The organism is Pelosinus fermentans DSM 17108 (genome assembly GCF_000271485.2).
Taxonomy (GTDB): domain Bacteria; phylum Bacillota; class Negativicutes; order DSM-13327; family DSM-13327; genus Pelosinus; species Pelosinus fermentans.
This window is the reverse complement of sequence record NZ_AKVN02000001.1, coordinates 2,182,030-2,204,523: the sequence shown is the minus strand read 5'-3', so window position 1 is coordinate 2,204,523 and position 22,494 is coordinate 2,182,030. Positions and strand designations below refer to the sequence as shown.

At 37.0% G+C, this 22,494-nt stretch carries 21 protein-coding genes and 1 other annotated feature; of the genes, 1 reads left to right on the top strand and 20 read right to left on the bottom strand.

Features of this window, described 5'->3' with window-relative positions; all coding sequences use genetic code 11:
• Positions 1 to 21: 21 nt before the first annotated feature.
• Both dnaG and FR7_RS09900 read right to left on the bottom strand, forming a co-directional pair.
• Entirely contained in the window at positions 22 to 1,833 is a 1,812-nt protein-coding gene (dnaG, locus tag FR7_RS09905) for a DNA primase (protein WP_007936590.1), read from the bottom strand.
• 419 nt (positions 1,834 to 2,252) lie between these two features.
• A complete protein-coding gene (locus FR7_RS09900) occupies positions 2,253 to 3,248 on the bottom strand; it encodes a deoxyguanosinetriphosphate triphosphohydrolase (protein ID WP_007936589.1) in 996 nt (331 codons plus the stop codon).
• A gap of 207 nt (positions 3,249 to 3,455) precedes the next feature.
• On the opposite strand from FR7_RS09900, the gene FR7_RS09895 reads away from it, so the two are divergent.
• Positions 3,456 to 3,932 carry an LptA/OstA family protein gene (locus tag FR7_RS09895; protein ID WP_007936587.1) on the top strand — a complete coding sequence of 159 codons (477 nt, stop codon included), beginning with the start codon at positions 3,456 to 3,458 and terminating at the stop codon, positions 3,930 to 3,932.
• A gap of 36 nt (positions 3,933 to 3,968) precedes the next feature.
• Here FR7_RS09895 and FR7_RS09890 read toward each other — a convergent pair whose 3' ends face one another.
• The 18 genes from FR7_RS09890 to FR7_RS09810 form a co-directional block, all read right to left on the bottom strand.
• Positions 3,969 to 4,799 (bottom strand): pyruvate, water dikinase regulatory protein, encoded by an 831-nt coding sequence (locus FR7_RS09890; protein ID WP_081490006.1) that lies wholly within the window; start codon positions 4,797 to 4,799, stop codon positions 3,969 to 3,971.
• Positions 4,800 to 5,024: 225 nt separating this feature from the next.
• The gene (glyS, locus tag FR7_RS09885; protein WP_007936584.1) at positions 5,025 to 7,085 is read right to left on the bottom strand and encodes a glycine--tRNA ligase subunit beta; all 2,061 of its coding nucleotides are present in this window, start codon (positions 7,083 to 7,085) and stop codon (positions 5,025 to 5,027) included.
• Positions 7,086 to 7,087: 2 nt separating this feature from the next.
• A complete protein-coding gene (glyQ, locus tag FR7_RS09880; protein WP_007936582.1) occupies positions 7,088 to 7,963 on the bottom strand; it encodes a glycine--tRNA ligase subunit alpha in 876 nt (291 codons plus the stop codon).
• A gap of 145 nt (positions 7,964 to 8,108) precedes the next feature.
• Positions 8,109 to 8,335: a binding site (T-box leader), on the bottom strand.
• 54 nt (positions 8,336 to 8,389) lie between these two features.
• The gene (locus FR7_RS09875; RefSeq protein ID WP_007936581.1) at positions 8,390 to 8,848 is read right to left on the bottom strand and encodes a DUF4342 domain-containing protein; all 459 of its coding nucleotides are present in this window, start codon (positions 8,846 to 8,848) and stop codon (positions 8,390 to 8,392) included.
• A gap of 107 nt (positions 8,849 to 8,955) precedes the next feature.
• Positions 8,956 to 9,708: a DNA repair protein RecO gene (gene recO, locus FR7_RS09870; RefSeq protein WP_007936580.1), complete on the bottom strand. Its 753-nt coding sequence runs from the start codon at positions 9,706 to 9,708 to the stop codon at positions 8,956 to 8,958.
• 110 nt (positions 9,709 to 9,818) lie between these two features.
• On the bottom strand, positions 9,819 to 9,950 hold the full coding sequence (locus tag FR7_RS23190) for a YqzL family protein (RefSeq protein ID WP_081490007.1): 132 nt from the start codon (positions 9,948 to 9,950) through the stop codon (positions 9,819 to 9,821).
• A gap of 91 nt (positions 9,951 to 10,041) precedes the next feature.
• Positions 10,042 to 11,340, bottom strand: coding sequence for a hemolysin family protein (locus FR7_RS09865; RefSeq protein ID WP_007941337.1), 1,299 nt, complete (start codon positions 11,338 to 11,340; stop codon positions 10,042 to 10,044).
• A gap of 340 nt (positions 11,341 to 11,680) precedes the next feature.
• On the bottom strand, positions 11,681 to 12,577 hold the full coding sequence (era, locus tag FR7_RS09860) for a GTPase Era (RefSeq protein WP_007936578.1): 897 nt from the start codon (positions 12,575 to 12,577) through the stop codon (positions 11,681 to 11,683).
• Positions 12,567 to 12,971: a cytidine deaminase gene (locus FR7_RS09855; protein WP_007936577.1), complete on the bottom strand. Its 405-nt coding sequence runs from the start codon at positions 12,969 to 12,971 to the stop codon at positions 12,567 to 12,569. The genes era and FR7_RS09855 overlap by 11 nt, the downstream gene beginning before the upstream one ends.
• A gap of 20 nt (positions 12,972 to 12,991) precedes the next feature.
• On the bottom strand, positions 12,992 to 13,345 hold the full coding sequence (locus FR7_RS09850; protein ID WP_007936576.1) for a diacylglycerol kinase family protein: 354 nt from the start codon (positions 13,343 to 13,345) through the stop codon (positions 12,992 to 12,994).
• Entirely contained in the window at positions 13,345 to 13,779 is a 435-nt protein-coding gene (ybeY, locus tag FR7_RS09845) for an rRNA maturation RNase YbeY (protein ID WP_007936575.1), read from the bottom strand. Before ybeY ends, FR7_RS09850 begins: the two co-directional genes overlap by 1 nt.
• Positions 13,730 to 15,913: an HD family phosphohydrolase gene (locus FR7_RS09840; protein WP_007936573.1), complete on the bottom strand. Its 2,184-nt coding sequence runs from the start codon at positions 15,911 to 15,913 to the stop codon at positions 13,730 to 13,732. Before FR7_RS09840 ends, ybeY begins: the two co-directional genes overlap by 50 nt.
• A gap of 248 nt (positions 15,914 to 16,161) precedes the next feature.
• The gene (gene yqfD / locus FR7_RS09835; RefSeq protein WP_269085750.1) at positions 16,162 to 17,388 is read right to left on the bottom strand and encodes a sporulation protein YqfD; all 1,227 of its coding nucleotides are present in this window, start codon (positions 17,386 to 17,388) and stop codon (positions 16,162 to 16,164) included.
• A 1-nt stretch (position 17,389) separates the two neighbouring features.
• Positions 17,390 to 17,668, bottom strand: coding sequence for a sporulation protein YqfC (gene yqfC / locus FR7_RS09830; RefSeq protein ID WP_007936567.1), 279 nt, complete (start codon positions 17,666 to 17,668; stop codon positions 17,390 to 17,392).
• 115 nt (positions 17,669 to 17,783) lie between these two features.
• Positions 17,784 to 19,307: an ATP-binding protein gene (locus FR7_RS09825; protein ID WP_007936565.1), complete on the bottom strand. Its 1,524-nt coding sequence runs from the start codon at positions 19,305 to 19,307 to the stop codon at positions 17,784 to 17,786.
• 192 nt (positions 19,308 to 19,499) lie between these two features.
• Positions 19,500 to 19,847, bottom strand: a complete 348-nt coding sequence (locus FR7_RS09820; protein WP_007936562.1) for a hypothetical protein — start codon at positions 19,845 to 19,847, stop codon at positions 19,500 to 19,502.
• Between the two features lie 4 nt (positions 19,848 to 19,851).
• Positions 19,852 to 20,868 carry a flotillin-like protein FloA gene (gene floA, locus FR7_RS09815; protein ID WP_007936561.1) on the bottom strand — a complete coding sequence of 339 codons (1,017 nt, stop codon included), beginning with the start codon at positions 20,866 to 20,868 and terminating at the stop codon, positions 19,852 to 19,854.
• Positions 20,869 to 20,888: 20 nt separating this feature from the next.
• Positions 20,889 to 22,178: an NfeD family protein gene (locus FR7_RS09810; protein WP_007936559.1), complete on the bottom strand. Its 1,290-nt coding sequence runs from the start codon at positions 22,176 to 22,178 to the stop codon at positions 20,889 to 20,891.
• Positions 22,179 to 22,494: the final 316 nt, after the last annotated feature.

The window sequence follows — 22,494 nt, the reverse complement described above, 5'->3', positions numbered from 1 at the left end:
AGGCGTAGTTTCTTTTTGGAATTATAAGTTGCGCAATTTATTAATTTCATCGTTTATTCGCTGACTTTCTGCTAATGCCTGCAGAAAACCACTATCCCCCAGACGTTCTAATTCATCAGCCCTTAATCGGTGCTGTTCATATAAAAACTTTAAATTTGTTAGGCGCATATTTTTTATACAATCATCAACCATTTTGATATTATCAGTATCATTATATTGTATATCAATTAGCATAATATGAGATAATTCTGCATTTGCTGCTTCACTTAGCATCATTGTCCAAGCAGTATCTGTAATATCTTTTCCCATATTATACTCTTTAAATATTAAATTAATTATTTCGCGTCTATTTTCTCCTTGTATTTCTTCAATAGACAGTTTCTCCCTAATATATGGTATAAGAGAGCTATCTCCACACATTAATCGAACAATATGACTTTCAGCTTGTTCTAATGCGACTGAAGGTTGCTTCACAACCAACATATTAGATATATTCTTCCCTTTATTTACATTTTTATCCTTTTGTTGCTGAAACAAAAATTTACGAACTTCACTGCGTATAGCACTTTCATCAATTGCCAGCGTCTGTGAAATAGAAGCAATATATGCATTCACTTCTACTGCATTATCCGCTTCTGCCAATATAGGCACTATTTTAGATACAACAGCAACTTTTCCTTCTAGACCGCTATAATCTATACTTTGAAAAGCTTGCTTAATTTGATACTCTAAAATATCAGCTGCCTCTGCGATGAGTAATTGAAAAGCCTCAGCTCCATGTTTGCGAATAAACTCGTCAGGGTCTTTGCCATCAGGAATCGAAATTACTCGCACATTTGCACCTAAATTGCGTAGAATTGACAAAGCCCGTACTGTAGCATTTTGCCCAGCAGCATCACTATCATAAGCAAAAAATATATCTTTAGCATTACGAAGCAATAATTTAGCCTGCTCAGGAGAAAAGGCTGTACCTAATGATGCCACAACATTTCGAATACCAAAAGCATGAGCCGTAATGGCATCCATATAACCTTCTACCACAATGGCTTGCCCGGATTCCTTAATAAACTTTTGTGCAGCATCAAAACCAAACAAAATATATCTTTTATTAAAAACAGAGGTTTCTGGTGAATTTAAATATTTAGGTTGGCTATCATCAATCACCCTTCCCCCAAAACCAACTACCCGCCCCCGAGCATCAGAAATAGGAAATATTACACGACTGCGAAACCGGTCATAAACACCATCACCAGAATTTCTCTCTACGATTAGACCAGCTCTTAGCAAAACCTCTTGTTCTACACCACGTTCTAAAAAAGCATTTACCAATTTATCCCAAGCAGGAGGAGCAAAGCCAATTTTAAAACGTTCAATGACGTCATCTGTAACACCACGGGAATTTAAATATTCTCTTGCTTTTTTGCCATAAACAGTTTTTGTCAAACAAGCATAAAAAAACTCCCTAGCCATTTCATTGACACGGTATAATTTGCTATTCTCACGCTCCCTTGCCAATTCCCGCGAACTTTTCTCTTTTTCTGGCAAAGGAATATTCATTTTTTGTGCCAATACTTTTACCGCATCAAAAAAACTAATGTTTTCAATTTTCATTAAAAAATTAAATACATTTCCCCCACTTTGACAACCAAAACAATAAAAAAAACCTTTGTCAGGTGTTACTGAAAATGAAGGAGTGTTCTCATGATGAAATGGACAGCAGCCCCAATAGTTTTTTCCCTTCTTCTTTAAAGGGACATAATCTGATAAGATGCTTACAATATCACTCTCCGAACGCAACCTATCAATAAATTCATCATAAATCCCATCTTTCATAAACTCACCTTTAACCTACTTGTAAGCATATAGCCTGTTAATTTTTCATGAATAAATATTCCTATTCATCAACTTTTCGACTTATGATACAAGAATATCCTGTTTTCCTGTTTTCGCGATTTTTTCCCATATTCCTGCTAATACTAGCATATCCAATATGATTAAAAGAAAAACTACTTTCGATTTGTGATTTATTTCTACACAAATTCCCATAATCCTGCTATAAGATTCATGCGTCATAGTACTTATTATTTCATACTATTAATTGAAAGATCTTAGAATGAACTCCAAATTAGGACATAACTCCATTCATTTTACTTTCATAAACAATAGTATTCAATATAACTTATAAATATCCTCTTTTCCCTCTTGACAACTAATATTTTTTTTGATAACAAATTAGAATCTCTTCTGATAACTCATCGGGCAATCCACTTTGCCGGAATAAATAACTCTTCAAACAAATGAACTGCATAACTATCTGTCAAACCTGCAATGTAATCAACAATCGTTACCTCCAATCCCCAAATACTTTCACGTTCTAAAAATTCCTGTGGCAAGCTTTCAGGGTGAAGGGTAAAGTACTCATATAATTTTTGAATGATATATTTTGCCTTCTTGCGGTCAGGCTCCAAATCTGCTGAATGATATACTTTTCGAAACATAAACTCACGAAATTCATCCATGGCATTTTTAACTTTAGCCGAGATATGTATTTCATTACGTCCCTCAGATGCTCGAATCATATCAGAAACCATTACAGTAATCATATTAGACGGGTTTATCCCTAATGTCTTGGCCACCTTTTCTGGTAAATCAACAGTTCTAATCATCCCTGCTCGAATACCATCATCATAGTCATGACATAAATAAGCAATACGATCACCAATACGTACTATATTTCCTTCTAAGGTAAAAGGTTTATTTAAACCTGTATGATTTAATATGCCATCTTTAACTTCTAATGTTAAGTTCAGTCCTCTGCCATTTCGTTCAAGATGCTCTACGACTCTTAAACTCTGTTCATTATGATGGTAACGACCAATAATTTCACGCAAAGCGTACTCGCCAACATGACCAAAAGGAGTGTGTCCAACGTCATGTCCCAGGGCAATGGCTTCAGTTAAATCTTCATTTAACATTAATCCTCGGGCAATGGTTCGAGATATTTGTGAGACCTCTAAACTATGTGTCATTCTCATGCGATAATGATCTCCAGGAGAAATATAAACTTGGGTTTTATGCTTTAATCGGCGAAAAGCCTTGCTATGAATAAGACGATCACGATCACGCTGGAAAGCGGTCCGAAACTCACATACTTCTTCTTCTTTATCCCGTATTGCTTCCCTACTTTTACTAGCAAAGGATGACAGTATTTTATATTCTTGCTCCTCAATACGTTCACGTATATTCATAGTATCGCCTCCACATTTTACTCCGTAACCTTCATTATTAAAATAGAAGCATTGTTTGCTTCATTATTATACCTAGTTTGTAACGAACGAATCATATATACTCTTTTCAGCATACCAAGCATTTACACCTCCATTTTCCTGCAAAATCTGTTATAATATTATTAAAGATTTGTTTATAGGCTCTACTTATACGGAGAGGAGATTATTATGAAAACTAAAACTTTCATATTTACTTTACTGTTTATGCTGCTATTTACAGCAACTACTCTCGCTGCCAAACCCACTATTACAGCAGATCAGCAATATTTTGATATCAATACCGGTTTATATGTATTAAATGGAAATGTATACATACAAGTTAAAAACCGTGTAATTACTGCAGATCAAGCAAAAGTTAATATGGGATCATTAGAAGTTTGGGGAAGTGGCAATATTACAGTAAAGCAAGATGATATTTTATTCACTGCAGATAGTGTCTATGTATATGGTGCCCAAGATCGGGCTATCGTCGAAGGAAATGTACATTTTACTCGCACAAATCTAAATGTTACAGCTAATCTCGTCAATTACAACTGGCGAGATAAAAATGCCTTTTTTAGCGACAATGTACAAATTGAACAAAATGGCAATTCCTGGTCAGCGGATACAGCAAAATATAATATAACAACAGACACATTCTTATAATAAAAAAGCCTCCGGATTTTTACCGGAGGCTTTTTATTATACTTGTGAGCAATAATCCGCACCAAAGATATTAGATTGTTTTTTGCTACAGATCAATTCCATAATTTTATTAGCAGTTTCTTCAATAGCCTTATTTGACACATCAATAATAGGACAGTTTAATTTATGCATAATGCTTTTAGCATATTCTACTTCCTCTTTGATTCGTGCAGAATCAGCATAACAGGATTCCGGGTCTAATCCCATAGAACGCAGTCGCTCGGCCCGAATATTATTTAATTTGGCTGGATCAATAATTAAACCGACAATTTTTTCGGTAGGAATTTCGAATAATTCTTTTGGCGGAGCCACTTCAGGCACCATCGGCACATTAGCAACCCGCAATTCTTTATGAGCCAGATACATGCTCAAGGGTGTCTTTGAGGTACGCGATACTCCAACAAGTACCACATCGGCTTTTAATATACCGTCAGGATTTTTTCCATCATCATATTTAACCGCAAATTCAATTGCTGCGACCCGCTTAAAGTAAGCTTGATCTAAAGTATGAACCAATCCTGGCTTTAATTGTGGAACAAATCCTGATACATGCTGTACAGCATCAATCATGGGTCCCATAATATCAATCGTAGGAATGTTATAACGTTGTGCCTGTTCCAATAATGCTTCTCTTAATTCACGTCCTACAATGGTATGACAAATCACACTGGTATAATTTGCTGCATCTTCTAAAATTCTTTCAATTTGAATGGTACTATTAATATACGGAATACGAATAATTTCAAACGCTCCAGCTTTAAATTGACTTGCTGTGGCTCTAGCTATCATTTCCGCTGTTTCACCAATAGAATCCGATAAAGCATAAATTACTGATGATTTAGCTATGATGCTCCCCCCTATACATAATAATTCTATTGTATATTTATTTTAATAAAAAGCCAATTCCAATTTATATAATACGTTAAAATCATACAAAATCCTCTTACTAAAAGACTCTCTTTATAACATTCTGCCAATAAACAGAGATAATTATTACATATTCAAAGTATAAAAAGAGCCTGCATCCATTGTACAGGCTCTTTCTTATATGATTTACAAAGCTACAATTTTACTTAAATCTGCTACATTTGTAGTAAGATCTGTAATTCTTTTGAGTAATGCCAAACGATTATTTTTTACTGCTATATCTTCAACCATAACCATGACTGCCCCAAAAAACGCATCAATTGGCTCAGTCATTGTGATCATTGTATTGAGTATACCGCAATAGTCTTTTCTTTCTGTCATGCTTTGAATATCTTCATATGCATCTTTATAGGCAAAATAGAGAACGCGTTCCTCATCTACTGTAAATAAACTTTCATCAATTGCCTGAACATCTGTAACATTTTTGACTAAATTACCAACCCGGGTAAATGCTTGCACAGCCTTCTGCATTTCGCTGCTGCCGCCATCATTTACCATAGCTTTAGCCCTCAACCAAGTATCATATACATCATCTACGCTAGTGCCCATTACAGCATCAACGATATCATAACGAATATTTTCATCCGCTAAGACATTCTTAATTCGTAATCGGAAAAACTCCTGAATTTCTATGAGTAACTTCTCTCGCTTTTCAGGAACAATACCCAGTAAATCCATAGTTTGAACCAGCATAGCATTCATCGAAACATGATAGCTGCTATCAATTAAGATATTAACAATCCCTAATGCCTGGCGTCTTAATGCATAAGGATCTTGAGAACCCGTTGGTATTAGACCACGACTGAAAGTTGCTACGATATTATCCAGTTTGTCAGCGATACTAATCACCTTTCCTGCTACACTTTCCGGCAAAATATCACCAGCAAAACGGGGTAAATAGTGTTCGAATATTGCCTGAGCTACCTCAGGTTGTTCTCCATTTAACAATGCATATTCTTTCCCCATAGTCCCTTGCAGTTCGGTAAACTCGCAAACCATCCCTGTTACCAAATCAGCCTTTGCAAGTTTGGCACTCCGTTCAATAATCCTATTTACATTTTCAGTACCTATAAATTTTGCAATAGCTAAGGCAAGATGCTCAATACGTATGGTTTTATCATAAACAGTGCCTAATCCCTCTTGAAAAACAATCGTCTTAAGTTTATCTAAGCGATCAATTAATTTTATCTTCTTATCTTCCTCAAAAAAGAACTGAGCGTCGGCTAATCTTGCTTTGAGTACCCTTTCATTACCATGACGAACAATATCAATATGGTCGGCGGAACCGTTACGTACCGTAATAAATACAGGTAAGAGCTTTCCATCTTTTGAGACTACAGGAAAATATCGCTGATGCTCCCGCATAGGTGTAATAACAGCCTCTGGAGGCAATGATAAATATTTTTCTTCAAATCGTCCGCAAAGAGCTGTCGGATATTCGACAAGATATACTACTTCTTCTAATAAATCTTCATCAATAGCAGCAGTACCACCTTGACTTAACGCAATTTCCTGAACTTGCTCACGAATCACGCTGCGTCGCTCTTCTTGATTTACCATAACGTAGTTTTCCTGCAATACAGTAAAATAATCATCCACAGAATTTACGATTAATTCGCCTTTACTTAAAAAACGATGACCGCGAGTCACATTCCCCGTTGATACTTTTGTAATGGTAAAAGGAATAACCTCACTACCAAAAAGTGCTACTATCCAACGGATAGGCCTGACAAATTTTCTATCAAAGTCAGCCCATCGCATATTCTTAGGAAAATTAAGACTATCAATAATATTGCTTAAGATCTCAGGCAGCAAGGTCGAAACAGGTTTGCCCACTTCATGCACAAGAGCGTAAACATATCCATCTTTTACTACCAGATCAACTGGATCGACACCTTGCCCCCGGGCAAATCCTTGAGCAGCTTTTGTTGGCAGATGATTTGCATCAAATGCAATCTTTATAGAAGGACCTTTATTTTCACTATTCTTATCTGCTTGTTCTTCTACTACATCTCTCACAATTAATGCTAATCGTCGAGGAGTCCCCAGCACTTGAATATCTCTATAGCCAACTCTAAGTTCATTAAATTTATTTCTAGCAATATTCTCAAGTTGACTTAAAGCGCCTGCCATAAATCTTGCAGGAATTTCTTCTGTACCAATTTCAAATAATAAATCTTTTGCCATAATTATTTACCCTCCTTAAGCAAGGGAAAGCCTAGTTTTTCTCGTTGTTCTAAATAGCCTTGTGCGCATAATCTCGCCATATTACGAACCCTTCCAATAAAACCGGTACGTTCACTAACACTAATCGCACCACGGGCATCTAATAGATTAAAAGTATGAGAGCATTTTAATACATAATCATAGGCGGGTAATACATAGCCAGCTTCAATGACTCGGATGGCTTCTTTTTCATACATATCAAACAACTGGAACAGCAAATCCGTATCAGCAATTTCAAAATTATAATGAGATTGTTCTACTTCATTACGGTGAAAAACATCGCCATAGGTAACGCCGTCTACCCATTCTAGCTCATACACGTTCTCTTTTCCTTGAATATACATTGCCAAACGCTCTAAACCATAGGTAATTTCCACGGAAACAGGTTTTACATCAATACTGCCAACTTGCTGGAAATAAGTAAATTGGGTAATTTCCATACCATCTAACCACACTTCCCAGCCAAGTCCCCATGCACCTAAGGTTGGAGATTCCCAGTTATCTTCAACAAAACGAATATCATGCTGACTGGGATCAATTCCTAAACCTACCAAACTTTCTAAATAAAGTTCTTGAATATTTGCAGGTGAAGGTTTCATAATAACTTGAAATTGATGATGCTGCAACAAACGATTAGGATTATCTCCATAACGTCCATCTGCAGGACGACGCGAAGGTTCCACATATGCAACATTCCAAGGTTCTGGTCCTAAAGCTCGTAAAAAAGTAGCAGGATTCATTGTACCTGCACCCTTTTCCACATCATACGGTTGCATTAAAATACATTTCTGCCCAGCCCAAAAATTTTGCAGTGTCAAAATAATCTCTTGAAAAGTCACTAATAATACGCCTCCCTTAATAGTAAAAAACTTAATCTACATCAACTCTCTGCCAAGATGCAATCCTCACCTTGCTGATGCAAATAAAACATATGCGACTGCTTGTTTACAAATAAAAACCTCCCTGTCCACAGTAACATATCGTTACAGGGACGAGAGGTTTTCCCGCGGTTCCACCCTGATTGATCATGAGAACATGATCCACCTTAAGTTATAGCAAGTTTTACTCTTCCACATAAAAGCTCTATTGAGCACATGCGCAGAATTTCCTCTTACGGCTTAGGAATGCCTTTCACCCATTACATTGCCAAGCTTGCACCATCCCTGACTCGCTAAAAACACCAGGCTACTTTTTTCCTTCATTGCCTTAATTTAGTTAAAATCATAACAAAAGTTATTTATATTGTCAATGGTATATAGCAGCGTTTAAAGTCCACTATTTTTATGAAACTCATTCTTTTCTTCATCAACGGCTGTATCATCATCTGATATTGTCGTCTCTGTAGTGCTGCCATCATTGCGCACAACTTCGATACTGCACCGTTTAAACATTGCTATCAATACTCCTAATGCTGCAATCTGCGGTAACACTACAGCTCCCAGAGCGCCAAGTGTTACAGGAATTTCAACTAAGGTACGTCCTTCACTCTTTATACTAATTTTATTAACATTACCTTCATGGATAAGAGCCTTTACCTTGTCAATCACTTCTCCAGATCGTACAGAAAAGCCTTCTGTCCAGTTTGTTTCTTTTTTCTCATCTAATTCGATTAACGTATCAAGTAAAATTCCTTGATTCCGCTCTAATGCTTCTTTAGCCTCTCGATAGGAAAGCCCCGTACGTCCACGTATAATATCAATTTTTTCTAATGTTATTTCTTCCATAATGAAATCCTCCTAAGAAATATTTTTGTTATTATTTCCAATAGCGATAATCCTTATTCAAAAAATCCAGTTTATTACATTATTTTGGCAACAACTTTTAGCTGCTCTCATTTTTCATTTTGCATTACCTCAGCAACTTGCTTTATAAACTTCATAGATTTAAGCGGCTTGTCCAAACATTGCGTCAAATACTCCATCAAGATTTTCTCTGTTTGCATTAAAACTGCGCCACTTACAGTAAATTCAACTGGATTTTTCCAGTTGACATGTAATAAACAATCGATAAAATCAACTATTTTTCCATTCACTTCTGGCAGTTTCCCATGGTTACAGTTCGAGCAGATGCAGCCTCCATTTAAAAAACAAAAATAACCAGGTAATACTAAGTCCTGTCCACAAATAACACATTGCTTAAAGTCAGGATAATATCCCATAATAAATAGCATTTGCCAAGCCCAAGCCAGGGCTACCATGCGCGGATTACGCATAGGAAGTATTTTTAATACTTCTAATAACAAATCAAAGACTTGAGGTTCAGGCTGCTTTTCCGGACAAAGTTCTGCTACTAGTTCTGCAATAAATGTACCATAAGCCATACAGTTAAAATCCTCTTGTACTTGACGAAAAGAATTTTTCATCTCACATTGCTTCACTGAATCATAGTTTTTCCCTGAAACCACCCTTACATCCATATGGGTAAAAAGCTGCATGCCACCAGCTAAGGGGCTCTTAGGCCGCCTAGCTCCATTGGCAAAAGCAATAATCTTACCATACTCCCGAGAAAATAAAGTTACCATCTTATCCGCTTCACCCCAATCACGTGCTGCAACTAAGATGGCTTCTGTTTGATATTGTGCCATATTTCCCTCAATTAACCTAATGCTTAAAATATAATTTGAATATGTAAGAGGCGCTCACAATGCATACGCCCCTATTTTGTTTAAATCTATAAGATTTTAATTCCAAGAGATTATAAGCCGATCTTAGTAACTGGTGGTGTTTCAGGTATCACGTTAGCTTCAGTGCATGAACGATAGATCAAATATGCTTCAATTTGTCCGGTGCTTTGGAAAACTTCCCACATTAAATCCCGTAACAACACTTGACATCATCCCTTCGCACATATTTTTTTGATACGACCTTCCAACTTCCTCGCCTTATAAACCTCCTTCCTATAGTATCTTCTTTTATAGCTAAGCTTCACTCTCGTCCGTTTTAGGAAGAGGCAAAGCTTTTACCCGAACTACACGAAAACCATTGACTTGCAGCAAAACGAAGCTATATTCACCAATTGTTACCTCATCCCCAATTTCAGGACGACGCCCTAATACGCCAAATATATATCCGCCAATGGTATCCTCTTCATGTTCTTCCAAGCGAATATTTAATAAATCCGCTACATCCTCTAACAATACTCTGCCATCAAATTCATAGGTATTATCAGGCATACGTTGAATTTCTGGTTGAATCAATTCATCGTGCTCATCTTTAATATCACCAACGATTTCTTCAATAATATCTTCCATGGCAACAAGTCCTGCAGTACCGCCGTATTCATCAACCACAACCGCAAGATGAATACGCTTGCGCCGCATCATCTGTAAGATTTTAGCTACTGACATACCTTCGGGAATCACCAATATTTCCCTCATAATCGTTGTTAAATCTTTTTGCTCTGTATTGCAAAGATCGAAGTCCATTAGATCTCTAAGATGGATCATGCCCATAATATGATCTTTATCTTCTAAACATAATGGAAAACGAGTATGATGCGTTTCACGGACTACTTTTATGTTTTCTTCGTATGAGTCATCAGCAAATAAGCAAACAATATCTTGACGAGGCACCATAACCTCACGTGCTAAACGATCAGCAAAATCAAAAACATTATCTAGAAGATCGCTTTCCATTTGATCTAATACCCCGCCTCGGTGGCTGGCGCTAACAATCATCCTTAATTCTTCTTCCGAATGAGCTAAGTCAGATTCACTCGTTGGTTTGACACCTAAAAGCTTCAGGAAAAACCAAGCAGTATGATCAAACAGCGTAATCACAGGATAACCAATTTTATGGAATATATATAATGGCCATACTACCCAAAGCAGCATACTTTCCGCCTTTTGAATAGCCAGTGACTTCGGAATCAATTCACCGATCACTACATGCAGCAAAGTAATAATAGTAAATCCAATAGCAACTGTTATGGTGTGTAATACTAATTGTGATCCTGGTAAATAGGCAAATATTAAAGGCTGTAAAATAGAGGACATGGCAGGTTCCCCAATCCAACCTAAAGCCAATGAAGCAAGTGTAATCCCCAATTGAATTGCACTTAGATACGTATCCAACGAAGATATAATTTTTAATGCTAATTCAGCCCGTGAATTACCTTGCTGTACTAATTCTTCTATACGAGTTTTACGAATCTTCACCAAAGAAAATTCCGCAACTACAAAAAAACCATTTAGTAAAACCAATAAAAAAGCTGCCAATAAACTTAGCGAGCTATATAAAGGCGACTCGATAGCGCATCTCTCCCTCAAAATATTACGGTTCGGCAGTGAAAACTAGTCTTAATGCTTTCTATGCAGTTCTTACAATATAACATGCAAAAAACAATTTTATCTAACTAGAAAAAGTTCAATGATTTATCCCTTAATTTATTATAACCCAAATTGTCATAATAATATTAACCCCTTCCAACATAAAGACCGATTTCACCTTCTTTACAAATGATACCATCTTGTAGCATTTCGGTCAATAAAGAATGGCTATCACAATGTGACAGCCACAGCAAATAATTTATCTAATGAAGTTTGTAGCGATCAACTTTTACTCATAACCAAAGCTTCGCAGGCTGCCTTCTTTATTACGCCAGTCTTTTTTCACTTTAACCCATAAATCTAAAAATATCTTTGATCCTAGAAGATTTTCAATATCAATCCGTGCCAGCTTCCCCACTTCTTTTAGCAATTGTCCTTTAGCACCAATTACAATTCCTTTCTGGGATTCCCGCTCTACATAAACCACAGCACGGATGTATAAATCTTCATTGGCTCTAGTTGTGATTTCCTCAATATCCACAGCAATAGAATGGGGAATTTCATCTCGTGTAGCATGAAGAACTTTCTCACGAATCATCTCGGCAATTACCAAACGTTCCGGCTGATCTGTAATCATATCTTCCGGATAATATTGAGGACCAGGCTCTAAATATTTTTTCACCTCTGTAATCAAACCATCCAGATTGGTATGTTCCATCGCAGAAATAGGTACCACACCTACAAATTCATAACAAGCAGAATACTTTTGTATGATCGGCAGCAATTTGGTTTTCTCGATCTTATCAATTTTATTGACTACCAAAATAACTGGTGTTTTAACTAGTGATAATAATTCCAATATATATCGCTCGCCTCCACCAATATCCTCAGTAGCATCTACAACGAAGAAAATGACGTCTACTTCACGCAGCGTATTTTCTGCTGCTTTAAGCATGTATTCGCCCAATTTATGCTTAGGTTTATGTATACCAGGCGTATCAATAAATAAAATTTGTGCATCATCGAGTGTAAGAACACACATAATTTTATTACGCGTAGTCTGAGGTTTATCTGACATAATGACGACTTTCTGCCCAATGAGACTGTTAATTAAAGTAGATTTACCAACATTTGGTCTGCCAATTACTGAAACAAACCCTGACTTATGATCCTTATTAGCTTCCATAATTCTTTTCTCCTGACAAATGTTTTTTTTCAAAGGAATAGGGTAATAATTCTTCTAGAGTTACAATGTATTCTTCCTCTTGTAAATTACTCATAATCACTTTACTAATACCAAACTCAGACATTACCTGCCTGCAAGCTCCGCAAGGCGCTACAGGCTTTACCGTATCCGCCACAATAGCTATCGCTGTCAATTCTTGATGTCCTTCAGAAACAGCCTTAAAAATAGCTGTACGTTCTGCACAATTAGACAAGCCATAAGAAGCATTTTCAACATTACAGCCCGTATATATCTTTCCATTTTTCGTTAATACTGCAGCACCCACTTTAAAGTTTGAATAAGGCACATAAGCGCACTCTCTTCCAGATTTTGCTGCTTGAATTAATTTTTTCATAATACGCCCCTTTACCTTTTTTAAAGTTTTGAAAAAAAGAGCATATACCCAACAACTAATGAAAATGTAGCGGTAATCAAAACAGCTCCAGCAGCTACATCTTTAGCTATTTTTGCCAGAGGATGACGTTCTGGCGATATCATATCCACCAGCGTTTCCACCACTGTATTGATCATCTCTGCTACTAATACACCTACTATCGTTACTAACAAGATCAGTATTTCATATTTATCTAATGCAAACCACCAAGAAAAAAATCCTGCGGTTAACCCCGCTCCAATGTGAATTTTCATATTGCGCTCATGGGTAGCGCAATAATAAATCCCCTCAAAAGCACTTTTAACAGAAATTAGCAAACTTTGCTTCTTTCTCATTATACACGAGTAATGCCTAATAAAAATAAAATATGTTCTTCTTCCTGACGCATTTCTGCTTTTTCATCCTCTGTCATATGGTCATATCCCAATAGATGCAAGATACCATGAGTTGTTAAGTAAGCCAATTCACGCTCTAAACTATGTCCATATTCCTCTGCCTGCCGCGCTGCGGTTTCAAGAGAAATAATAATATCACCTAACAGAACCTCTCCTGGTCCATTAACGATTTGAGGCTCTTCTCCTTCATTTAATGCAAAGGATAATACATCAGTAGAGCAGTCTTTTCCTCGATATTGTCGATTCAACTGATGAATGTAATCATCATCAGCCACAACAACACTCACCTCTGTATGAGGCTTGATTCCGTAGACTTCAGCAGTTTTATTTAACACCGATCTCACTATCTGTTCCATTTCCAGCGTTACTATCATCTTTTGCAGAGGACTGCTTATTGCTATTTCCATTCTTTGCTTTTCTCCTCTCCAACTCTTTCAATGTATCGGGATATTCAATTCGGGTATGAAACATACTGGAAAGAACTCGAATAAATACATCGCCGATTACGTTCAAGTCTTTTAATGTTACATTGCATTCATCTAATTGTCCATCATGCAAACGTTCACGAATGATTTTACGAACAGTTGCTTCTATTCGATTTTTGTTGGGTTTGCCAATGGATCGTACTGCCGCCTCACAAGCATCCGCCAGCATAATAAGAGCTGCCTCTTTACTCTGAGGACGTGGGCCTTCATACCGAAAATCGGCCTCAATAATGCATTCACTATGCTCATTTTCGGTAGCCCTTTTGTAAAAATAGGACACTAACATTGTACCATGATGCTGCTGCACAATATCAATAATAATCTGAGGCAATTTATACTCACGGCACAAATCAACGCCGTCCTTGATATGTGAGGTAACAATTAAGGTACTTAACGAAGGCGCTATTTTATCATGAGGATTTTCATTCCCTGCTTGATTTTCCACAAAAAAGTAAGGTCGTTTAATTTTACCAATATCATGATAATATGCCCCTACGCGCACGGTCACAGGATCTGCATGGATATAACCTGCAGCTGTTTCTGCTAAATTTCCAACTAAGACACTATGATGGTAACTTCCTGGAGCGTCTAAAAGCAGTCGTTGCAACAAAGGATGATTAGGCTGCGCTAAATCCAATAACTTCAAGGGTGTAGTGATATTAAAAGCATTTTCTAAATAAGGCAGGAGCCCAGTTGTAATGACAGAAGCTGCAATACCGCTTACAATCCCCTGTACTCCTTGCATGAGAATTTGTGAACTATTTAATTGCTCAATGAAACCAGTGGCACCAATCACTACAAAATTAACGCCAGCAATGATAATTCCTGTTTTTGTCAGACTATAACCATGAGCCATCTTTGATACACTATAAACGCCAATCAGGCTTCCAATTAACACTGTTGATACGGCTCGTAAATCATGTTCAACAATAATGCCAAATAACAGTGCTAAAGCAATACTAATCACTACTCCTAGGCGAGCATCGATCAATATGGCAACGAGAAGAGCTCCAGCAGCAATTGGAGCAGAAAAATCAGAATAATAATGAGCAGCCTTCCCCAGTAATAAGGTTACCAGCGTAATTAATCCTAATAACACTAAATGTAAATCATTTATATAAATCGGGTAAGCAAACCGATACATGTATCCCAAAATAATAATCATGACAGCTATAACAAAAATGGCAAGTCCAAATATACGCATTTCATTAACATGCCCTTTAGATAAGCCCAATTCTTCTACAGCGTGAATTTGTTCAGGAGTGACAATGTCTCCGCGTCTTACCATTATCTGACCTTTTTTTACTGTTTCCCGTACTGGTTCCATACTGTTTATAGCGGACTGTTTGCGTTTGTCCGTTTCACGAACATTTAAAATAAAATTTGGTTTTAATAGTGCTTGTCCAATTCCGGCTATTACAGACTCAACCCTTTTATCTAAACCCATTTCTTCTGTTTCAATTACAATATGCTTCCTGGCAATATCTAAATCATCATCACGAATACCTCGCTGAAAGAATTTACGTAAAATAGATTTAGACTGTTCCTCTGCATTGATCATTGATGCCGCGTCAAGATGAACTAATCCATCAAGAACATTATTAGGCAATGGCAGCGGCAACCCCTGCTGTAATTTTTCCTTTTTTTGTTCTGCTGAAACTAGTTCCTTATTTCCTACAACTTGCTTTGCCTCGCTAAAAATCATGCCTATATTTTCTTCGGCTTTAGCGATTGCAGTAACATCTAAATCATAGACATTTGCTACACTGGCTAAGACTTCATCTTCAAATTTTTTCGTCTTTATTACATCTACATATGCAACCGTCCTTGGTGCTATTACATCACGATCACTAACTTGTCCGACTTCAAGAGATACTTTATCCGAAACAAAATCGGATGATAGAATAATCATGAACAACAGAAAAAAAGCTACTCCTAATACAAGTCGCCGTGCAATTGGCTTTCCATATATACTTGTAGGCTGAGTAAAAAATTCTCGCAACTTATTATTTAATGATATCACGAATTTCAACTCCATATTTAGCAACATGAGATTCAATGTACAATCAGATTTCTGGCAATAAATAACAATAAGAGTTTACCCCATTACCCTAAATCCTATTCTTAACACACTTGTTCTCTTGATTTTAAGAACTTCTAAATAGATCTCTATGATCATTCCTATGAGTAATAAAAGAAGAAAGGGCTTTCCTAGGCATCTTGTCAGATTATAGCAAAATGCAAGCCCTTTTTCATATTTTAACTTTATCATCAATTATATTTTGGCGGTGCACTATCCTCATTTTTTATAGTTATACTCGTAAATTCACCAATATCTTCAACTGTCTCTACATTTACTTTAACGCGAACCAAATTCTTTTCAGGCATTTGCAATACTTCAATATTTCTTGATACTACATGTGCTGTTTCAGGAATCAAGGATTGTAATGATGTAAAAGCCCTAGACTTACTTTGTTCTTTCGCTTCCTCTATACCTATTTCAACTCTCTTTTCATCAAGTTCATAATATGTACTTATAGTAGATTCGACAATTATATCGTGATTCCTCCACCAAAAAAGCTTTTTCTTAAAGGTATCTACTTCCACCAAATCACCTGGTTTTACTGCAACTTTCTTCAATTGGAATTCCTGTTGTCCAATTCTTAAGACAACACCAATTTCCTGGCGTCCTGTCCTTTCATGTACAGTTGTTAACAGTTCCGATTCTCCATAACTTTCATACCAAACCCGCGCTTTAATAATACCCTTGGCTCTAATTTTTTGCTGAGGTGGGTTTATCGTAGTAGAATCCACCATCGCTCCCTCATAGCTAACTCCTTTAATCAGTACATCTCCTTTTTTCACTGTATCACCTTTTTTAACGGCACTCTGTCCAGATAAGGCAATAATTTCCGTAATAACGCCATCTTTTACTGCTACAATATCGGCTGGTTCTTTATCTTGAGGCTTGGAAATTGTTTTCTCCACGATTTCTACGACTGCATGTATACCAGTGAAACGAATTCCGACCCAAGCAACCTCAGGCAATGTGAATGCTACTTGATTTTCAATATTTTTTACAGGAATATCACTTTTAAGCATACCAGGTCTTAGCCCATTTTCCGCTATAAGATCTCTAATTTGCTGAGCAGGTATCGCTTTATTACCTATAATATCGATAAACCAGATATAAGATACCAAAGTATTAAGTACACATAAAAATAGAATTAAACCAATTACCATCATTTTACGTTTTTTTATTTTCTTTATTAAAAATGGAAATCCATAATATTTTACTACTTTAATATGATTCTTACTATTACGTACGATAGGTCTAATGGAAAAGAAATCCGAAAGACTCATACAAACAAAAAGTCCTTCATTTTTCTTAGTAAGGCCCCATAAAAAGATATTTTTCATAACACACAAATTAATAAACTTCTCAGGCATAGGTCCACTAACCTTTATTTTAACAGTACCATGAATGTAATGGGACATATTACGTATCATACTTGACTTCCTCCACAGTACCTTCAACCAATATTTGTTCCACCTGTAAATTACCAAGTGTTAGTTCTTTACCACAAATGATAAGTTCACCCTGTTCTAATTTTATACGTACCAACGAAGGAGTATACTCAATAATGCCTTTATGATTTTCCAATAGTAACTGTTTGTTACCCAACATCGTAATGCGGGGCAAATCCAGCACAATATCCTGAGGAATTTCTAATATGCCAGCTAAACGTTGTAAATGCCTATTTCTACGATACTGCACAACAACCCCCTCCCTCTATATAAATATATATGCTTAAAACCAACATGTAGTACAAAAGGCTAAAACAACACCAACTAGCACAGCCAATAAGAAAAAGCGTGGATATTTTCCACGCTTATACAATGGGCAATGCTGGTATATAGTCAGCATATCGCTGTTGCAAGAAATTTTCAAATTTATGAACTTTTACAGGAGCTGCAAAGCGCATATAGTTAGTTGCTACTATCATCTCACCACAATCTAAATTTTTTATTTCATTACGCTGCTGCAATATATCTTTACGACACATTGCTTCTATCTTACTGCGGTCAGCCTTAGAAGCCAAACCAAGAATGAATAGCGTATTTAACTGAGATAATACTTTATCTGCCAACAAACGAGGCTGCTGATCTACTACGCACATTCCCAAATTAAATTTTCGTGCCTCGCTCACCAGACGAGAAAATACATTGCTACTGCTATTTTCTTTTTTACCTAAAAACCTATGAGCTTCTTCTAACACAATTAATACTGGCTTTATTTGGCTACGTTCTTCTTCCGTTTTGCCAGCATAATTATTTAAAAGTTTTTTAGATAATAAAGTGGATAAGGCTTGCTCCCCTACGGGTGAAATATTCTTCAACTCTACAAGTACAACCTTGCCTTGTTCTAATTCAGTGATAATTTGAGAAATGATTGTAGCTTCTTCCTGCTTTACATGCAACTCCTGCTCTAAGTTCCAACAAATGCTTTTTATTTTCCCGATGGTTCGAGAGTGAAATTTTTGCCCTGTGCATCCAGCTAATTCATCGATTATATCTTTTGTATCGTATTGCAGAACATAGCGCATCCAATCTTCTTTCCACATAGATGACAATTTATAAATTGCATCCAGCTGAGGTTCTGTGAAGGTAGCGCAAGCAGTAATATCTTCTGGACCCACTTCCGAAAAATTAACTTCGATCGTTTTTCCATACTGCTTGTCATCTGTATGATACACACATAAACGCTCCCTTGACATTGGGTGAGAGGATAAGTCTTTAAAATATTCGTTATGCACATCAAAAATTAGCAAACCATAATTCCCACTATCAATTACGGAACTTGCAAGTACTTTTACTACATTACTTTTTCCTGATCCCGTAGTCCCAAATATACCAATATGTTCCGTTATGGATTTAGCACCATAAATTCCAACAGGCATTGTCAATGCGCCTCGCCCGCTTTTCAAGAATCCAATTTCTAAATCACCTTTAATTTCAGAAAGCAAACTTGAATCTTGAGCATTTAACGTTCTCACTTGACAAAAAAAATCTGGGCAGGTTTTAGGATTCAATAGTTGCCCTTTATCATTAACATAGCATAATTGTTCTGCCAAACCGATTTTCACAGTATGGTTACCACCCATATAAAAATCTAATTCTTCTTGATTTTCTACCTGACCATTTTCATCTAATTTACTCATTAAGTAACCTACACCATTCAAACCTGACCAGCGTGATTTCACCTTAAAATCATGAGCCCTGATATAAAAACGATCATTATTATTACCTTCTATTACTAAAATATCACCAAAGTCAACATCTTGGTTAGGTGCGACCACAAATTCGATTGATGTACCTTTTGCATAGGTTAATCTTCCTTTATACTCTGTCTCCACAGATGTTCACGCCCCTTTCTACTATTTATATGAATGATTGTTAAACTTCTCCTTATGTCTTAAAAAAACAGTTACCCTTACATATGTATGTTGCACAAAATAACAAAAAAAATAACAGGGGTTATTTTCCCTGTTATTTTTCTCTAGATCTAAAATTTTATGGTAATTATTTTTGCAATGGAATGATTATCTTTATTTCATCCTTCCTACAAAGGGACGATATGCACGGGGAGGCTGAAGGATTTCTGCAAAAATTACACCATTGACTACTACATTTTCCGTCAGTTTACCTTGCCACGGCAATGTTTCTTCTTCAATAGCATGGCTAGTTTCTATTTGAGAGGTAATTGCCAATGGTAACTTTGAACTATAATCCTTTATCTCCCCTGGACTTTCCTCTGGAATAAATTCAATTTCAGGAATGATCACCTGCTCCGGTACATGCGCCGTTTGTGTTTGATTTTTCGCTATAAATCTGCGCCACACGGCTGGTACTAAGTACATGATAGCAACTAATAGTAAAGGTACTAAATCATCCATAATATCACCTATTTCCTGGTTCTTCAGGTCTATTAGAAGATGGCGGCGCTGCAGGCCCTGCTTTACTGATGGTCTCTCTCATTTGCGTATCTGCCATAATATTATTCATATTATAATAATCCATGACTCCAATACGTCCTTCCGTTAAGGCTACTGAAAGAGCATGAGGAACTTCTGCCTCCGCTTCTACAACCTTAGCCTGCATTTCTTGCGTGTATGCCTTCATTTCCTGTTCTTGAGCAACAGCCATAGCTCTTCGTTCTTCTGCTTTTGCCTGAGCGATTCGTTTCTCCGCTTCTGCCTGATCTGTCATTAGTTCGGCCCCAATATTACGTCCCACATCCACATCCGCAATATCAATGGATAATATTTCAAATGCCGTTCCTGCATCAAGCCCTTTAGATAAGACAGTCTTGGAAATATGATCTGGATTGGCTAATACATCTTTATGGTCGTTTGAAGAACCAACTGTGGTAATGATTCCCTCACCAACCCTGGCTAATACAGTAGCTTCACCGGCACCGCCGACTAAACGATCAATATTGGCCCTTACGGTTACACGGGCTTTTACTTTAAGCTCAATCCCATTTTTTGCGACAGCAGCTACAACCGGTGTTTCAATAACTTTAGGATTAACACTCATTTGTACGGCTTCTAAAACATTTCTGCCTGCTAAATCAATAGCAGCAGCCCTGGCAAAAGGCAAAGGAATTTCGGCCCGGTGGGCAGCAATTAAAGCATCTACCACACGATCCACATTCCCTCCTGCTAAATAATGAGCTTCTAATTGATTTACATTTACTTCAAGTCCTGCTTTATTGGCTTTAATCAAAGGTAATACAATATTAGCAGGCGGCACGCGCCGAAGCCTCATTCCAACTAGCGTAAAGATGCCTACGCGCACTCCAGCAGCAATGGCTGAAATCCATAAACCAAGGGGTACAAAATGCAAAAAGATAGCAATACCCACTATTACCAACAACACTAAAAATAAAGGTCCTATTACACTGAAAATTCCCATTCTATTACCTCCCACTCCATTTAAACTCGCTTTACAACAATTCGACTGCCGTTACTGCTCACCACCTTTACTCGTACTCCTGGTTCAATATATTGCCCCTCTGATATTACATCCAGCTGTACACCATCAAAATCAACTAAACCCGATGGTCTCAGCAACGTAACAACAACACCCTCTCGTCCCACATAAGCACTATAGTCATGACTGCTGCTAAACCCTGCTTCTGTTGTTTCCGAGTCCTTTAAAATTAATTTAGCCCACAATCTACTTGAGGGCAGATACTTAAGTATGAATAAGAAAACAGCAATTGCCATAAGTAAACTAATGGATAATAAGCTAAGAGCTGTTGCATTTCCACCTAAAGTAAGAAACATGCTTACCAAAATACAACTAACGCCACTAATGCCCCAAAAACCAAAGCCTGGAACAAATAATTCAATTAGAATTAGTAACACACCACTGGCAAATAAAATAAGCTCAAACCATCCCGCTAAACCTGTCAGCCATTGACTTCCAAAAAACAACATTGCCGCTAATAAACCAATGAATGCTGCCACTCCCATACCAGCAGTTTTAATTTCTGTAAATACAGCCAGAAAGATAACGGATACTAAAAATGACTTTACTGTCGGGTCAGAAAGCCATCCTGCTATTTTTTCCGTCCAGCCAAGATGATATTCAACAATTTCATGATCCATTAATCCATAATGAGTTAATACATCTTTGCGATCAGCAGCTATTATATCAGCAAAGCCCACTTCTTTTGCCTGGTAATCAGTAAGAGCCAGAATCTGTCCTGGTTCAGCATATCCCGGGAAACCTACCGTTTTATCCACCATCGCTTCCGCGACCTTCACATTACGCCCACTTTTATTTGCTGTGGCAGCAAATTCAGCTTTTAGTGCAGCAATAGTCTTCTCTGTGGTCGGTATCGGTTCCGCTGCACCAATACTGCCGCCTGGTACAATGGCAATGTGCTTATGAGCAATGGCAATTAAAGCTCCAGCTGACCAAGCCCGATTTTTAACATAACAAATTGTTGTAATCGGTGTTTGGCTAATCACATCACGAATTTTAACGGCAGAATCAACTAAGCCGCCAAAAGTATCCATTTCAATGATAATCGCAGCAGCATTGTTTTTTTCAGCCTCAGCTAACCCACGATTTACGAGTGCTACTTGGCTGCCATCAATTTCGCCTTTCACATTTATGATTACTACCTGCTGAGCATCGACTGCCGTCGGCTTATAAACCCCTATCAGCATACTAATAAATATACATACAGCCATTATTTTTACGATATGCCTCATCCTATTATTCCTCCTTTATTTTTATTTTTTTTACAATACCCCCCTTGACTTGTCGAAGCATGTATGTTAATGTCTAATTGTAAGGAATAAGTGACATAAGACATAATTTACAACCTAATTATACTATATATTTGTATTCTATGCGCTATTATTCATAACAATTGTTCTTACTTTCATTTTTATAAATTATTTGTAAAACATATAACTATTTTCTACTACTTACTATTATAACTTTTTTACTACGATCATATCATCAATCGCAGTTATTGATTTGAATCTATAACTATTTTAGTACCCAACGAAATAATAATCATTA

What these genes read in the sequence shown, in the direction of transcription:
- dnaG (WP_007936590.1), bottom strand. Translation starts at nt 1,833, where the DNA reads ATGAAAGATGGGATTTATGATGAATTTATTGATAGGTTGCGTTCGGAG.
- FR7_RS09900 (WP_007936589.1), bottom strand. Translation starts at nt 3,248, where the DNA reads ATGAATATACGTGAACGTATTGAGGAGCAAGAATATAAAATACTGTCA.
- FR7_RS09895 (WP_007936587.1), top strand. Translation starts at nt 3,456, where the DNA reads ATGAAAACTAAAACTTTCATATTTACTTTACTGTTTATGCTGCTATTT.
- glyS (WP_007936584.1), bottom strand. Translation starts at nt 7,085, where the DNA reads ATGGCAAAAGATTTATTATTTGAAATTGGTACAGAAGAAATTCCTGCA.
- FR7_RS09875 (WP_007936581.1), bottom strand. Translation starts at nt 8,848, where the DNA reads ATGGAAGAAATAACATTAGAAAAAATTGATATTATACGTGGACGTACG.
- recO (WP_007936580.1), bottom strand. Translation starts at nt 9,708, where the DNA reads ATGGCACAATATCAAACAGAAGCCATCTTAGTTGCAGCACGTGATTGG.
- era (WP_007936578.1), bottom strand. Translation starts at nt 12,577, where the DNA reads ATGGAAGCTAATAAGGATCATAAGTCAGGGTTTGTTTCAGTAATTGGC.
- FR7_RS09855 (WP_007936577.1), bottom strand. Translation starts at nt 12,971, where the DNA reads ATGAAAAAATTAATTCAAGCAGCAAAATCTGGAAGAGAGTGCGCTTAT.
- FR7_RS09850 (WP_007936576.1), bottom strand. Translation starts at nt 13,345, where the DNA reads ATGAGAAAGAAGCAAAGTTTGCTAATTTCTGTTAAAAGTGCTTTTGAG.
- ybeY (WP_007936575.1), bottom strand. Translation starts at nt 13,779, where the DNA reads ATGATAGTAACGCTGGAAATGGAACAGATAGTGAGATCGGTGTTAAAT.
- yqfD (WP_269085750.1), bottom strand. Translation starts at nt 17,388, where the DNA reads ATGTCCCATTACATTCATGGTACTGTTAAAATAAAGGTTAGTGGACCT.
- FR7_RS09820 (WP_007936562.1), bottom strand. Translation starts at nt 19,847, where the DNA reads ATGGATGATTTAGTACCTTTACTATTAGTTGCTATCATGTACTTAGTA.
- floA (WP_007936561.1), bottom strand. Translation starts at nt 20,868, where the DNA reads ATGGGAATTTTCAGTGTAATAGGACCTTTATTTTTAGTGTTGTTGGTA.
- FR7_RS09810 (WP_007936559.1), bottom strand. Translation starts at nt 22,178, where the DNA reads ATGAGGCATATCGTAAAAATAATGGCTGTATGTATATTTATTAGTATG.